This window comes from Streptococcus sp. SCPM-O-B-15277 (M60), from assembly GCF_058200335.1.
Genome location: NZ_JBYQGR010000001.1, coordinates 525,066 through 539,810, shown reverse-complemented (window position 1 = coordinate 539,810; position 14,745 = coordinate 525,066). Strand labels below are relative to the sequence as shown.

General features: G+C 38.0%; 12 protein-coding genes. All 12 read right to left on the bottom strand.

Features of this window, described 5'->3' with window-relative positions; translation table 11 throughout:
• Nucleotides 1-58 precede the first annotated feature (58 nt).
• The 12 genes from ppc to rpmG all read right to left on the bottom strand — a co-directional run bounded on the left by ppc (nucleotide 59) and on the right by rpmG (nucleotide 14,738).
• Nucleotides 59-2,884 (bottom strand): phosphoenolpyruvate carboxylase, encoded by a 2,826-nt coding sequence (gene ppc / locus AC3E9F_RS02670; RefSeq protein ID WP_490672776.1) that lies wholly within the window; start codon nucleotides 2,882-2,884, stop codon nucleotides 59-61.
• 23 nt (nucleotides 2,885-2,907) lie between these two features.
• Nucleotides 2,908-4,119, bottom strand: coding sequence for a cell division peptidoglycan polymerase FtsW (ftsW, locus tag AC3E9F_RS02665; RefSeq protein WP_263393691.1), 1,212 nt, complete (start codon nucleotides 4,117-4,119; stop codon nucleotides 2,908-2,910).
• Between the two features lie 212 nt (nucleotides 4,120-4,331).
• On the bottom strand, nucleotides 4,332-5,300 hold the full coding sequence (gene prsA / locus AC3E9F_RS02660) for a peptidylprolyl isomerase PrsA (RefSeq protein ID WP_263393692.1): 969 nt from the start codon (nucleotides 5,298-5,300) through the stop codon (nucleotides 4,332-4,334).
• 73 nt (nucleotides 5,301-5,373) lie between these two features.
• Nucleotides 5,374-6,087, bottom strand: a complete 714-nt coding sequence (locus AC3E9F_RS02655) for an O-methyltransferase (protein WP_263393693.1) — start codon at nucleotides 6,085-6,087, stop codon at nucleotides 5,374-5,376.
• Between the two features lies 1 nt (nucleotide 6,088).
• On the bottom strand, nucleotides 6,089-7,891 hold the full coding sequence (pepF, locus tag AC3E9F_RS02650; RefSeq protein ID WP_263393694.1) for an oligoendopeptidase F: 1,803 nt from the start codon (nucleotides 7,889-7,891) through the stop codon (nucleotides 6,089-6,091).
• An 18-nt stretch (nucleotides 7,892-7,909) separates the two neighbouring features.
• The gene (locus AC3E9F_RS02645) at nucleotides 7,910-8,866 is read right to left on the bottom strand and encodes a competence protein CoiA (RefSeq protein ID WP_263393695.1); all 957 of its coding nucleotides are present in this window, start codon (nucleotides 8,864-8,866) and stop codon (nucleotides 7,910-7,912) included.
• A 237-nt stretch (nucleotides 8,867-9,103) separates the two neighbouring features.
• Nucleotides 9,104-10,252 carry a PDDEXK family nuclease gene (locus AC3E9F_RS02640; protein ID WP_263393696.1) on the bottom strand — a complete coding sequence of 383 codons (1,149 nt, stop codon included), beginning with the start codon at nucleotides 10,250-10,252 and terminating at the stop codon, nucleotides 9,104-9,106.
• 189 nt (nucleotides 10,253-10,441) lie between these two features.
• Nucleotides 10,442-11,302, bottom strand: a complete 861-nt coding sequence (gene tehB / locus AC3E9F_RS02635; RefSeq protein WP_490672775.1) for an SAM-dependent methyltransferase TehB — start codon at nucleotides 11,300-11,302, stop codon at nucleotides 10,442-10,444.
• Nucleotides 11,303-11,316: 14 nt separating this feature from the next.
• A complete protein-coding gene (gene smpB, locus AC3E9F_RS02630) occupies nucleotides 11,317-11,784 on the bottom strand; it encodes an SsrA-binding protein SmpB (RefSeq protein ID WP_263393698.1) in 468 nt (155 codons plus the stop codon).
• Nucleotides 11,747-14,101, bottom strand: a complete 2,355-nt coding sequence (gene rnr / locus AC3E9F_RS02625) for a ribonuclease R (RefSeq protein ID WP_490672774.1) — start codon at nucleotides 14,099-14,101, stop codon at nucleotides 11,747-11,749. Before rnr ends, smpB begins: the two co-directional genes overlap by 38 nt.
• Nucleotides 14,102-14,315: 214 nt before the next feature.
• Nucleotides 14,316-14,549 carry a preprotein translocase subunit SecG gene (secG, locus tag AC3E9F_RS02620; RefSeq protein ID WP_000282517.1) on the bottom strand — a complete coding sequence of 78 codons (234 nt, stop codon included), beginning with the start codon at nucleotides 14,547-14,549 and terminating at the stop codon, nucleotides 14,316-14,318.
• Between the two features lie 39 nt (nucleotides 14,550-14,588).
• Nucleotides 14,589-14,738 carry a 50S ribosomal protein L33 gene (rpmG, locus tag AC3E9F_RS02615; RefSeq protein WP_007519517.1) on the bottom strand — a complete coding sequence of 50 codons (150 nt, stop codon included), beginning with the start codon at nucleotides 14,736-14,738 and terminating at the stop codon, nucleotides 14,589-14,591.
• Between the last annotated feature and the right edge of the window lie 7 nt (nucleotides 14,739-14,745).

The window sequence follows — 14,745 nt, the reverse complement described above, 5'->3', positions numbered from 1 at the left end:
ATGAATTATTTTAAAAAATTATGAAAATTCCTACGGTTTTTGGAAAATCTTGCCTGTATTAACCTGAATTACGTAATCCTGTAGCAATTCCATTAATGGTCGTATGAATCAATCTTTCCTCATCTAAAGAAAGCTCACCACGACGTTGACGCTTAATCAACTCCAACTGGATATAGTTCAGAATGTTGAAATAAGGCATACGATAGTTTAGACTGTCTTTCAAGTAAGTATTTTCTGCCAAAAGTTCATCATAGCCTTCGATAGCTAAGATAACGTTCTTGGTCAATTGCCATTCATCCAAAATAGTATAGTAGATTGCTTGTACTTCTTCACTTTCACAAAGTTTAGCATATTCAAAAGCAATATTCATATTTGATTTTGACAAGACCATATCAACGTTAGATAGGAGTGACTGGAAGAATGGCCAATTTTGATACATGTCACGAAGGTATTCAATATTTTTTGGATCTTGATCAATAAATTCCTTGAAGCTTGAACCAACACCATACCAACCTGGGAACATGACACGACTTTGTGACCATGAGAATACCCAAGGAATAGCACGTAAACCACCGATTTCAGTAATCGTTTTACGGGCTGCGGGACGAGAACCGATATTGAAACTTGAAATGGCTTTGATTGGACTAGATTCAAAGAAATAATCATAGAAAAGCTCATTTCCAAATACTAGTTCACGGTAGATATCATAGCTACGACTGACTACTTGGTCCATAATCGCCTCATAGCGATTTGATGTATTAGTATCACTCTTCTTCTGTGTAATCATACGGTTGATAGCCGCTGATACCAACATTTCTAAGTTATAGTAGGCTGCATCCTTGTTTCCGTATTTATTTCCGATAACTTCACCTTGTTCAGTTAATCGAATACGGTCCTTAATTGATTTGAGTGGTTGAGAAGCAATGGCGTCATAAGTAGGGCCACCACCACGACCAACAGTACCACCACGACCGTGGAAGAAGGTTACTTTGACTCCAAATTCATCACCGATAGCGGTTAATTGTTGTTGAGCTTTGTATAGAGTCCAACAAGATGAGAGGTAACCGCCATCCTTGTTACTATCAGAGTAACCAAGCATAATTTCTTGGTAGTTGTTTTTAGAAGCAATCCACTTCTTAGCAAGGGGTAGAGAGAAATACTTTCTCATTGTTTCTTCAGAATGGTCCAAGTCCTCAATCGTCTCAAAGAGTGGAACGATTTGGACACGTGCTTTTTCATTATCAACAAGCCCTACTTCTTTCAGCATAATGGCCAATTCTAGCATATCAGACACGCTAGTTGCATGAGAGATAATCGTTTGACGAATGACATCTTCTCCCAAACGATCTTTTAATTCACGGGCCGTTTTGAAAATAGCTAATTCTTTCTCAAGAAGTTCAGACTTCTCAGCATGAGTCGCAGACAAGATTCGAGGGTCCTCTAACAATTCATGTAGAAGCAACTCACATTTTTCATCTTCTGATAAATCACTATAGTGATCATTAATTCCAGCAGATGCTAATAATTCGGCAACACAGGCTTCATGCACACTAGAATCTTGACGCATATCGATAGAAGCCAAGAAGAAACCAAAGACTTCTACTGCTTCCAAAAGCTCAGCAAATTCTCCAGTAAGCAAGGCTTCTGCCTTATTCTCAAGTAATGAATCTTTAATGATAGCTAGGTCTTGTTTAAATTCTTCAACTGTTTCGTAGTAAGGAGGACGATCTTCAGCCAATTCTTGAACGGCTCCTGAGAGACGATTACTAATATAGTCAGTAACCACATCTTGTTGATATCCTTGAGAACCAAAGAGTCGTTCTATATGATGACGTTCATCTGCCGATGACCCAATAAGAGCCCACTCTTTCAAATTTAAAAGAGTTTGAATCAATTTTGATTGAATCAAATGGAAGGCCCGACGATAAGGTTCTTTCTCACGGAAAACAGATGTATCACGAGATTGAGCTGCCATTTCTTCAACAGCCTTGCTTGTCTTAGATAAATTGGTAGATAGAGAGAAAGTACGGTAGAGACTTGAAATCTTACTAATATAGTAGTTTAAGATTACTTCACTTTGAATGGTAGCAGAGCGCATGAGTGTTTCAGCAGTTACAAATGGGTTCCCATCTCGGTCTCCACCAATCCACATTCCCATAGTAATTGGTTTGGCTTGTTTTAGGTCAATACCTTGCTCTCTTGCAAGACGCTTGTATTCTAACATCAAGTTTGGTACAGCTTGAAGAAAGGAACTATTGTAGTACTCCATCACGTTTGTGATTTCATTCGTTACTTTTAGTTTTTTCTCTCGAATCATATCCGTCTGCATGATAATCTCAATATAACGGCGAAGATCATTGTACCATTTTTCTTTATTAATCAGACCCATTTTCACATCACGATATTTACGTAACAAGGTATGAATATGATTGGTCAGGTCCAACATACTCTTACGTTGAACCTGCGTTGGGTGGGCTGTCAAAACTGGCACCACATTTAGACGTTCAAGAATCTCAGCAGCATTTTCCTTTTCAGCTACCATTTTAATAGTTGTTGACAATTTACCAAGATAATCTTGGTCGATATTGTTTAGATGGTTAATCTCGTATGCCAGGTCAACGTCTTCAGAAATGTTAATCAAAAGTGGCAAGATAGAGAAATATCTAGAGATATAGACCATTTCATCATTAGTAAGGCTTGTAACTACTTTATCAAGACCTTGATAGTCTAATTTTGATGACAACTCCTTCAACTGAATAATCTTGTCAAAGGTCTCAGAAGGAAGCATATTTTTCGTAATATCTTCAAGTAAATCTGTCAAGATTTGAACTTCTTCCTGTACGACAGTTTTGTTCCTATTATTTTCTAGTTTTTGAAGAGACATATTCTTCTCCTTATCACTTTTTCTTAAAGCTGTGATTCGTATTCACTATAGAGTTTTGCTCGTTTTTCGCTAGCATCAATATTTAACACAAAGGCGATAGCTACTGATAGAACCAGGAGGCTATTCCCCCCTTGTGAAAGGAATGGGAAGGTTACACCTGTTGAAGGGATCAATCCTGAAATCCCTCCGATATTAACGAATACCTGAATTAAAATCATTCCACCAATACCGATTGCTACCATTGAGTTGAATGGATCTTTTGCACGAACACCCACCAAGATAATACGGAGGATTAAAAAGAATAATAGAGCTAAGATAAGACTTGCACCGACAAACCCAAACTCTTCAATCACAATAGAGAAAACGAAGTCCGTGTGCGCCTCAGGTAGATAGCCACGCTTCTCGATGGAGTTTCCTAATCCTAAGCCAAACCATCCACCATTAACCATTGCATAATAAGAATTAGCTAATTGGTGTCCAGCTCCAGCGACGTCATCAAATGGATTAAAGAAAGCACTGAATCGCTTAGCTACGTATCCAAATACTGGAACCTTAGAAACCTTATCGACACCAATCAATTTAATGGCTGTAAGGGAAACAAAGGATAAACTAGTCAATATTCCAAGAATAGTTGCAAACCATCGGTGAGCTATCCCACTAATTGAGTACATCAACAATGCTACCAAAAAGAGAATTGTAGCATTTCCAAGGTCAGGGAAAATAGCCAAACTACCAATCATGACTAAAAGTACAAATCGCCAATCGTTAAACGCTCTAGGAAACCATTGGTTTTGAGTTAAAACTTGGAAATCATAAACGGCAATTTCTTCTTGTTGTTTTGAAAAACGTTGAGCCAAGTACCAAATGATGATAATTTTCAAGTATTCCGCAGGCTGAACAGTAATAGGTCCTACTTTGATCCAACCATATGCACCATTGATAGGAATCCCAATCAAACGAGCTAAAGCTAGTAACACTAACTCAGCAAACATAACGATAAATAACAAACGTTCGTTTCGAAGAAAACCAAGTTTCAGCTTATAGATTACTGCAATAAGCAACAAACTAACGATCCAAAATAAGCCCTGATTTCGAACTAATTGAAAGGCGCTCTTACCCTCCTGAATCAAGGATGCACTCGTTGTCGAATATACCACTATCAGTCCCAAAACAGACAAGAGAAGATAGGGCACCAAAATGGAATAATTCAACAGGTGCCTTTTACTAATTTTCATATTTCACCATCTACTAAATTTTTAATTTTCTATTCATTCTAGTTTTACAAGCTATTATACCATTTTTTAAACTAGAAAAAAACTCTTATCCGTTAAAGCCTAGAATTTGTACTTGGAGAATTCACAAATCATTTATCTACATTTTCAACTTTTAGTTAAGAAAGCTTCAAAAAACTCTACCTTTCAAGAGTAGAAAGATAGAGTTTTCATCTTTAGTTTGAAGATGTTGTTGTCGTTTCAGTTGCTGCTGATGTAGTTGTCGTTTCAGTTGTTGTATCACTTTGGATGTACTGAGTAAAGACATTTTGGAAGGCTGGGTCTTTGACCTTGATATTTGCTGCCTGCAACTCTTTACTAATGACACCTTGAACGAAAGTAGCATCATTTTGTTTTTGAGTCAGGATAACTGTCTTCAATTTTTCTTTATAATCTTCCCAGTTAGAAGATTTTTCTGTTTTCTTAATTAATTTTACAATATAGAAGCTGTTTGAATAAGCTTGTGTACCTGGAGCTGTAATCACATCTGAGATTCCATCAACATTAAGTGCAAAAGCTGCTTTTTTAACAACGTCTGGTAATTCTGTTGATGCAGAGTCAAAGGTGATTTCTCCACCATTTGCTTTTGTTTTTTCGTCTGTTGAATTATCCTTAGCCAATTGGGCAAAGTCAGCTCCAGATTCTTTTGCTTTAGCTAGTACTTCTTTAGCCTTATCCTCACTGTCAAGTTTAATAACTTGAGCAGTAACATCTGGTGTGTACTCTTCATATGCTTTCTTGTAGTTTTCATCTGTTAATTCGGCTTCTGCCGCTTTCTTAACAGCGTATTCAACTAATTTACTTGTACGAATTTGAGCTTTACGACTTTCAGCTGTCATACCAGCACGAGAAAGAACGATTTGATAGCTATCACCATATTTCTTCTGTTCTTCTGCTACAGCTTCTTCAACTTCTTTATCACTTACTTCAGATCCATATTGTTTTTCAAAAACTTTTTGAATAGTCATGTTAAGTAATACTTGTTGAGCAGTTGGGTTGTTTTTCACTTCTTCATAAAATTGGTGCTCAGTGATGACATCACCCTTCATAGTAATGAGGTCAGCTCCTTGAGAGCCATTTGAACAAGCAGCCAAAGTAGCTACTGATAACAAAGTGATGGCACCAGCCAATAATTTTTTCTTCATGTTTACTCCTTTTTATCACTAGATAAATGTTTACCTTATCTATTTTACTAAATTGTCTTAAAAATATCTGAAACTAATCAACATCAGGCAGTTCTACTTCTGCTTGATTCTTTCTTAGCATCAATATTCCATCTCCAAGAGGAACCAAAGTAGCGGTTAATCCTGGATTGTCCAAAGTCGCATCAAAGAGTCGTTGCAAGCCCCGATAAATCGTCCGTTGTCCACGTCGGACTTCCATAATATCCTTAGCAATATCTCCACCTTGGAAAATATCATCCAAGACAACTACTCCACCAACCTCAAGGTGTTTGAGTATTTCTGGTAGAAAGATGATGTATTTGGACTTAGCAGAATCCATAAAAACAAAATCATAGGTCTCTGTCAATATTGACAAAACGTCTACCGCATCGCCTTCTAAGAGGGTAATTTGTTTACGACTATCAAATTTTGCAAAATTTTCCTTGGCAAAACCAATCATTTCAGGATTTCTGTCTATGGTTGTAATTTTTGCATTTGGGGTATGTTGAGCCATCAAAAGTGCCGAAAAGCCAATCGCCGTCCCAATTTCTAAAATATTTTTTGGTTGTATTGTTTCCATAAGGAAACGAAAATAAGCGACCGTTTCATGAGGGATAATTGGAATATTTTCCTTGCGAGCAAAGCTTTCTAGTTCTTTCAGAGAACCCGTTACCTGCTTTTGTCTGTGGCGCATGAATTCAACAATTTCTTCCTTTACAACAGGACGCCGCATGTTATGATTGGCATTTTTACTGTATGACTCAACCATCTTATGCCAGTCCTAATTTGTCAACTAGGGCTTCAAACTCGTCCAAACGTCGTTCAAAGACAGCAAAGGCATCATTGAGATAGTCTTCTTTTTCCATGTCAACACCAGCTTTTCGCATGATATTAAGTGGATAATCTGACTTACCTGCCTTGAGGTATTCAATATAACGGTCACGATCATCTTGGCTACCATGAACAATCTTTTCAGCCAAGGCTGAAGCTGCTGCGAATCCTGTTGAATATTGATACACATAGTAGTTATAGTAGAAATGAGGAATTCGAGCCCACTCGTACTGGATTTGTGGATTATCTTCTTTGCTCAAACCATAGTATTCTTGGTTCAAGTCTGCATAGAGTTTGTTTAGGAACTCGCTTGTTAAGACTTCACCGTTTTGATCTGCTTGGTGGATGGCATGTTCAAATTCTGCAAATTGAGTTTGGCGGAATACTGTTCCACGGAAACCATCCAAGAAGTTGTTGAGAATGGCAAAGCGTGTTGCATCATCTTGAACTTCTTGCAATAATTTTTCTGTCAGGATGTTTTCATTGGTTGTTGAAGCAATCTCAGCTAGGAAAATTGAGTAATCTCCGTAAACGTAAGGCTGAGTTTCACGTGTATAGCTAGAATGCATACTGTGACCTGTCTCATGTACAAGAGTAAAGAGATTATCGAGGTTATCCTGCCAGTTAAGAAGCATAAAGGCGTTGGTATCATATGATCCACCAGAGTAGGCACCTGATCGCTTCCCTTGATTCTCATAAACATCAATCCAACGTTCGCTGAAGGCACGTTTCACACGACTCAAGTAATCTTCACCAAGAACTGCCAAAGCTTCTTCTGCTTTCTTTAAGGCTTCCTCATAAGTAAAGCTGTATTCCACTGAAGACAATGGTGTATAGACATCGTACATCTTGAGGTCAGGAATACCTAAAATCTTCGAACGTAGATTTAGATAACGATGCAATAACGGCAAATGCTTACGAACAGCAGACACTAAGTTGTCATAAACACTTTCAGGTACAAAATTGATCGCAAGAGCTGCTTCACGCGCACTCTTATAGTTACGAACCTTAGCGCGATAGTTTTGCACTTTGACATTGGTCTGTAGTGTTTTAGCGTAAGTGTGCTGGTATTGCTCATAGGTAGAGTATAGGGCTTCATAAGCTCCACGACGAACCTCACGATTTTTAGATTCTACCAAGCGCATATAAACGCCGTGTGACAACTGTACCTCGTTTCCATCTTCATCTTTAACAAATGGAAAGACGATATCTGCATTATCTAAGATAGCAAAGGTTTCACTAGCAGCACCAAAGATTTCACCAGCACCCGCCAACAACTCTTCTTCACGTTGTGAAAGGACATGATCCTTATTTTGTAAGAGTTTATCAAAGAAGTGTTTATAAGGCTGGAGTTTTGGTTCTTCTGCTAAAAAGTTTTGATACTGCTCTTCAGTAATTGCCATAAATTCTGGCTCATAGAAAGAGAATACCTGGTCGAGTTGACTATAAAGAGTCATTGCTTTTGCATAGTATTCTTGATATTTAGCAACTCGTGTATCTTGGTCGTTTTTCATATGTGCGTAGACATAGAGTTTTTCAAGACGACGACTCAAGTCCAGATAACACTCTGTAATGTTAAGAAGGCTTTCTGCACTGTCCAAGAGGTGCCCCTCAAGACTAGCTGCTTGTTTTGTCTCTTCGGTCAAAAGAGCTAGTTCTTCTTCCCATTTTTGGTCTGTTTCAAAGATTGTTGATAGATCCCATGTATCTTTTTCATTGATTTCATTTCGTTGTAATACCATAAATTTCCTCCATCCTTTCTATTTTACCATATTTTTCGAGAAATATTGCTGATAAAAGGCAGGTGGATAGAGCTTTTGTTGCTTTTCTTGAGGATTCCGTTCATAATAGGCCTGAAAGTTACGAAAATAATCATTTAGATTTTGATTTATTTGACAAAAATGACCATTTTCTATCGGCCTTACTTGGGGATACCAGTCCTGAAGCTTCAAATTTAATAAATTCTCTCCTCTTAAGTAAGCTTGGGCTTGTTGCTTCATCCAATAGGGATTTTGATAATAGAGTTGTTTTTGAATGTATTGACAAATCTTCCTGTCCTGCTCAACTGAAAAAGTGATAAGGGCTTGTTGCTGATAAGGACTCCGTAAGATTTCAAGAAGATTCCCTTTGCCATAAGAAAATTCCTTGACCTGATAGTGGAGTTTCCCTTTCAAATTTTGATGGAGTAGGTACTTGAGTCTCAAAACTTGTTTTTTATGGTCTAATTCCCAAAGATGAAATCCCATATTATTACTGAAATAAAGAAAATCTCTCTGAAGTTTAGTCAGGCGCTCTTTCAACCAGAGCTTTTCTCCCAGTAGCCAAAGAACTTGAATTCCAGAATCTCTATAACCATTACTTCTCTCCTGCAACAGTTTAGAAGACAAGTGACTGCATTGAACCTCAATAGCTAATTGCTTATTGATGAGGATATCTGCGATTTGCTTAAGTTCAGGAATCGGATATTCCATTTCTACTTCAGCATCTTTCTTAGCCCAATTAAAAAGTGCAACCTTATTCTCTAAATGTTCTGGTCCTTCATTCTCATGATAAAAATCACAACTTTTTAAACTTTCATGCGCAAAATGAGTTCTTACATTTTTTCCGTTTTTCAAGCGAACACTCGTTCCGCAATCTGGACAATAATAAGCTTGTTTCTTTACTTCATTCTCTAACGCGTTTATTAAATGACCTTTTTTATCTCTAGCTAAAAACATAAACTCTCCTTTTCTACTTTATTCGAAAAGGATTAGAAAAGAGAGTGGGACAGAAATCGGTAATTTGTTAGAATTCGATTTCGTCGTCCCACCTCCGCACAGTTGAGTAGGGCTGTAAAAGCTGATGAAATAAGCGTAGTAGTGCCCACTCAACCACTGCGTCTTGCTCGACAATCCAAAGACAATTGAGAGTCTAGAACTATTATCCCAGACTCTTCTTCACTATAACATCTAGTATCACTTCCGTTTGTTCTTCAAACATTTCTGCAACATGGGAATGAGATTTGATATCTGATCATGTTTAATGATGGATACACCATATTCTTGACAACGATTGCTAAAAACAGGATTAATCCTGCCGGAGCATACAATCAATTTTAAACAATTATCTCCTGCAAAATGATTGGCATAAACTTCGAGCTCGTTGATAGCTTCAACTGATAAATCAGTCATTTTACAAGATATGAATATAACAGAGTAATCTTTTCGAAGGACTACATCAATTTCATTTTGAACATTATCTACTTCTGGAAAAATGCCATTCCAGTCAATTTCAGCACCAATCATACATTCATCAAAATACCCTGATTCTAAAGCAAGTAGATAAATATAGAGCTCTAAGATATGTCCCTTGGTTCTACAAAGCAACTGCGCTTCTGAACTCGGAAATGTATAAGAGACAGTATCTGTTGTTTCCTCTTCTACTTTCAATAAATTAGCTTTTGTGAACAAAGGAATCAAGCTACTGGGGTAAGAATAAATTTTTCCATTACTCTCCAAAACTTTTGCTGTTTCAGCGTGAAAATCATTTGTTTTTGCCAGTGCAAAGAATTGGGTAATCTGATACCATTTTTCAGGATTTTCGATAGCATATTTGGCCAATTTTTTAATAGCTAGCACTTGCTTATTAGAATGCTGAGGTCTTCTTGATTTAAGGACTTTTCCACCACGTAAACCTATCAATTGTTCAATGGATAAACTAGGAATCTCTAACTTTTTATCATAAACCTTACCCCTTTCCCATGCATACTGCTTTCCTTGTTCAACATCCATAGCAATAATGGGAATACCTTTCTCCAAACCATACTGATATAGAACTATTGCTAATAGATTATCTCCGCCAAAAACATCAATGGTAACTGTCTCAAAATCATTGATAAATACGTCTAATTCCTGGCAGATTTTTTCTAGGTGAAATTGTCGAAAATGTACTTGTTTTAAGTGTGGAACTTGTTCCATTAGAAAATTCTTCAAGGATAGCTTATCTTCCTCAGCAATTTTTCTTATAGAAAGGTATAAAATCTCATCACAATTATTGACAAAAGCCTGGTAGACATTTTTCTCAATGGTATGACGGTCGTATAGTTCAATTAAAAGACTAGTCATCTTAAGACCTCCTAGACAAAAAAGTCTGAAAGAATAGTGGTCGATCAGAATCGTTTTAAAACTATCACAATTCTGTTTAATTTCATCGACTTCTCCTACTTCTAGTATAGCATAAATTGAGTTTTTCCTTTCTTACTAGGGTAACAAATAAGGAATAGAAAACAACTGCTCTCTATCCCTTTTATTCATTTATTTTACTTTTTTAGCCAACATGGTCGCAAAGCGTAGTTGGATACGATTGCCGTTTTCATCACGACGGTGGAGATGGCCAGGATTTTCATTGTACTTCACTAATTCCCAGTCCTTGTAGTAATCAGCCAATTCCCCTTCTTTGAAGGTAAATGGGAAATGAACAGAACATGGATAATCTTCTGTATCCATAGCACACACAATCAAATTGTAGCCACCAATAGAGGTTTGATTCTGCATGTTTTGGATAATAGCTGGAATGCGATCTGCTTGTAAAAACATGAGAACAACCGTTGATACGATAAAATCATAAGTTTGTCCAATGCTAGCTGAATTGATATCGTAGATACCGACAGGCATTTCTAAATCTTCTTGCTCCACAATGCTTTGCAAGATTTCAAGAGATAACTCATTTTGATCTACAGCAGTGACATCAAAGCCATGTTGAGCTAGAAAGAGTGCATTTCTTCCTTGACCACATCCTAGGTCTAGTGCCTTACATGGTTTTACTGTATCCATAGCTTCTAAAACTTCCGAATGAACTGGATTGCTATTGTATTTCTTAGGGAAGTAATCCTCTGCTTTACAATAAAATTCCAAGTACCATTCCACATCTTCTGTGGCGGCTTCCACTCTATGCCAGGCTTGAGGTTGCGCCATAGGATTATCAGCACCTGCTTCAAAGAGATGCTCAGCTATAACTTCCCCGTCTTCAGTCAACTCAATAAACTTAAGAGTCCCTTTTAATACGGTAATCTTGCCCCAAGTATCGACCTTAGTATTGTGTTTTCTTTGAACAGCTTCTGGCATGGTGTCTTTATTCCAGACAGGCATGCGTTTGTAGGCAACTAGTTTTTCCATATTCTTCACTCTTTCTATCGGTGGTTAACAGCTTTCATAACACGCTCAATATCACGATCTTGCTCACGTCGTTTGATAGACTCACGTTTATCATAATCATGTTTCCCTTTTGCAAGTCCTAAAAGTAACTTGGCATAGCCATCTTTGATATAAACTTTAAGAGGAACCAAGGTCATCCCTGTTCCTTTTGTTTCTTGCTCCAATTTCTGGATTTGTTTTTTATGAAGGAGGAGTTTACGACGACGTTCGGGTTCCTGATTCCAGATATTTCCTTCTTCATAAGGAGCGATATGGACATTACTCAGCCAAACTTCCCCATTCTTAACCTGGGCAAACCCATCTTTCAGATTGATGCGGGCTGCTCGAACACTCTTGATCTCAGTTCCTGTCAGGACCATTCCTGCTTCTAGCGTATCTACGATTGTATAGTCGTGGTGCGCCTTTTTATTTTGCGCGACGACCTTTCCCACGCCCTTTGCCATGCTTAGCTCCTTTCTTTGCTACTTCCTTATAAAAAGGTTTCTTGCTCTTTTTCTTTTTGTCCTTTGGAGAATGCTTGCGCTTATCATTTGAGCGTCCTGATTTTCTCTTGTCTTCCTTCTTATCTGAACGACGACTTGAACCACGACCCCTGTCTCTGCGACCAGCTTGTTTCAAACCTTTTTCAATGACATCAAATTCACTTGGAATAAAGGAGAAATCAATCTCGCCAGTCATCTTATCGGCTCTTTCGACACGAATACGGATCTGCTGTCCCACTCGGAAGGTAATACCTGATTTCTCCCCACGAAGAGTCAAATCACGTTCATTGAAATGGTAGAACTCAGGGAGATTTGTAATGTGAATCAATCCTTCGACTGTATTTGGCAATTCAACAAAAAGACCAAATTTAACAATACTTGAAACAACTGCATCATACTCTTCGCCAACGTACTCTTCCATGTATTCAGCTTTTTTCATGGCTTCGACTTCACGCTCAGCCTCGATAGCTCGGCGCTCACGGTTGGAAGACTGGGTGGCAATCTCAGGAATGACCTGTTCAAAATGATCTGCTACATCCTTAGAACGTCCATAGTCACGAATCATACGATGAACAAGAAGGTCAGGATAACGGCGAATCGGACTGGTAAAGTGAGTGTAATAGTCTGCTGCTAGGCCATAGTGCCCATGGTTATGCTCAGAATAACGAGCCTGTTGCATCGAACGCAAAAGCATCATCGACAATACATCCGCGTAAGGTTCTCCCTCAACGGCGCGCATGATATCTTGGAGGGCTTCTTGACTAATCTCACTAGCAGTTCCGTAGATTCGTAAGCCAAAACTAGAAGCGTAATCAATAAACTTCTGAACTTTCTCAGCTTTAGGTTCCTCATGGATACGATAGATGAAAGGTAAATCAAGCTTGCTAAAATGCTCAGCAACTGTTTCGTTAGCAATCAACATAAAGGACTCAATCATACGTTCTGCAGTCCCACGATGACGAAGAACAATATCTACTGGTTTCCCTTTCTTGTCAACCAATATTTTAGCTTCATTGGTATCAAAATTTAGAGCTCCACGCTTAATTCGCATACTTTCCAAAGTCTCATGGAGCTTGGCCATGAGTTCGATGCTAGGAACAATTTTCTTATAGTCTTGTCTCTTCTCCTCGTCACCAGCCAAAATGTCATTGACATCGCTATAGGTCATACGGAAACTTGTCTTGATAACAGTCTGTGTAATCGTATAATTACGAACACGACCATTTTTGTCAATCTCCATAATAGCAGATTGAGTCAAGCGGTCCACTTGAGGGTTAAGAGAACAGATACCGTTTGAAAGGCGTTCTGGTAGCATTGGAACTACACGGTCTGTCACATAAACAGATGTTGCCCGATTAAGGGCTTCCTTATCTAGAGCAGATCCCTCTGTCACATAGTAGGAGACATCGGCAATGTGAACACCTAGTTCGATATTTCCATTTTTCAATGGTTTGATATGAACAGCATCATCCAAGTCTTTTGCATCAGCTCCATCAATGGTGAAGGTAATTTCATCTCTTAAGTCCAGACGACCTTCCATATCCTTCTCTGATGGTGCATCCGGAACACTCTCTGCTTCTTTAAGAACAGCCTCTGGAAACTCAGATACAATGTCCATTGACTCCAAGACCTCGAGGACATCAATCCCTGCATCTGTAGAATGTCCAACCACATCTAGGACACTAGCGACAAAGAAATCGTGTTTCTTACTTGGGTATTTATCGATAAAGACCTTGAGAACTTCTGTACCGTCTAATTGAATAGCTGGCTTCTTAACGTAGATTGGTTGACTAATCTTTTGATTTTTTGAACGGATGTAACCTGCATACTTGGGTTTTTCCTCATCAAGAACGATTTTACCAACAACCGTCGTCAAACTGTGTTCTAAAATATCGATAATCTTTGCTTCAGCTGCAGTTCCTTTTTGGCGGTCCGCAACCTTCTTGATTACAATTTCTACAGTATCGCCATCAATGGCATAGTTAACATCATTTTTTCCTATAAAAAGATCGTCTTCCTCGCCTTCAAGACTGACAAAGCCGAAGCCATTTTTATGGGCATGAAAAGTTCCTTTAAGAGTTATCTCGTGTTTCTTCTTTTGGTCCAAGGTGAGACTACCATCTTCTTCAAAGCGAATTTGGTGCTTTCTCTCCATTAGGGACAAGGTTTTAATGAGCTCTCGAAAATCCTTGGAACCATCCTTTCCAAGAGCTTGAGCCAAGTCATTTACAGTGACTCGTCCCTTTTCTTTTAAATATTCTTTTATTCTATCTTTCATGTTTTCTTTCTAGATTGTTAATTTTTTTTGGTGTAAAACCTTCTCAAATAACATTTAATACTCAATAAAAATCAAAGAGCAAACTAGAAAGCTAGACGCAGGTTGCTCAAAACACCGTTTTGAGGTTGCAGATGGAAGCTGACGTAGTTCGAAGAGATTTTTGAAGAGTATAAAAATAAAAATAGGCAAAGACCTAGTCTCGCCCATTATTTTCTTATCTACTTGATAATACCGTCAATGCTAAGGCAATGGCTAGCCAGAAAAAGACTAAGATTCCTGTCAAACGTTGCATTACGGCTTCAAAACCACGCGCTTTGCTACGTTCAAACAAATCACCTGAGCTGGCATCAAATACATTGCTAGATTGATTTTTAGTTGGTTGCATAAAAATTGCAATCACAATCACAACAGATAATACTAATAAAATGGTTAATAATAGGTTATACATATCAAACTCCTTAAAATCCCTATTATTCTACCATAATTTCTACTTAGATTCAAGATGTAGAGTCACTTTTCTTTCTTTAGGACAATACTTTAAGACTTCAATCTTATCTGGATGTGTTTTGGAGTTCTTACTGGTTAGATAATTCATGCTGCCACAAGAGGAGCATTTTAGATTAATTTTTACACGCACTAGATTT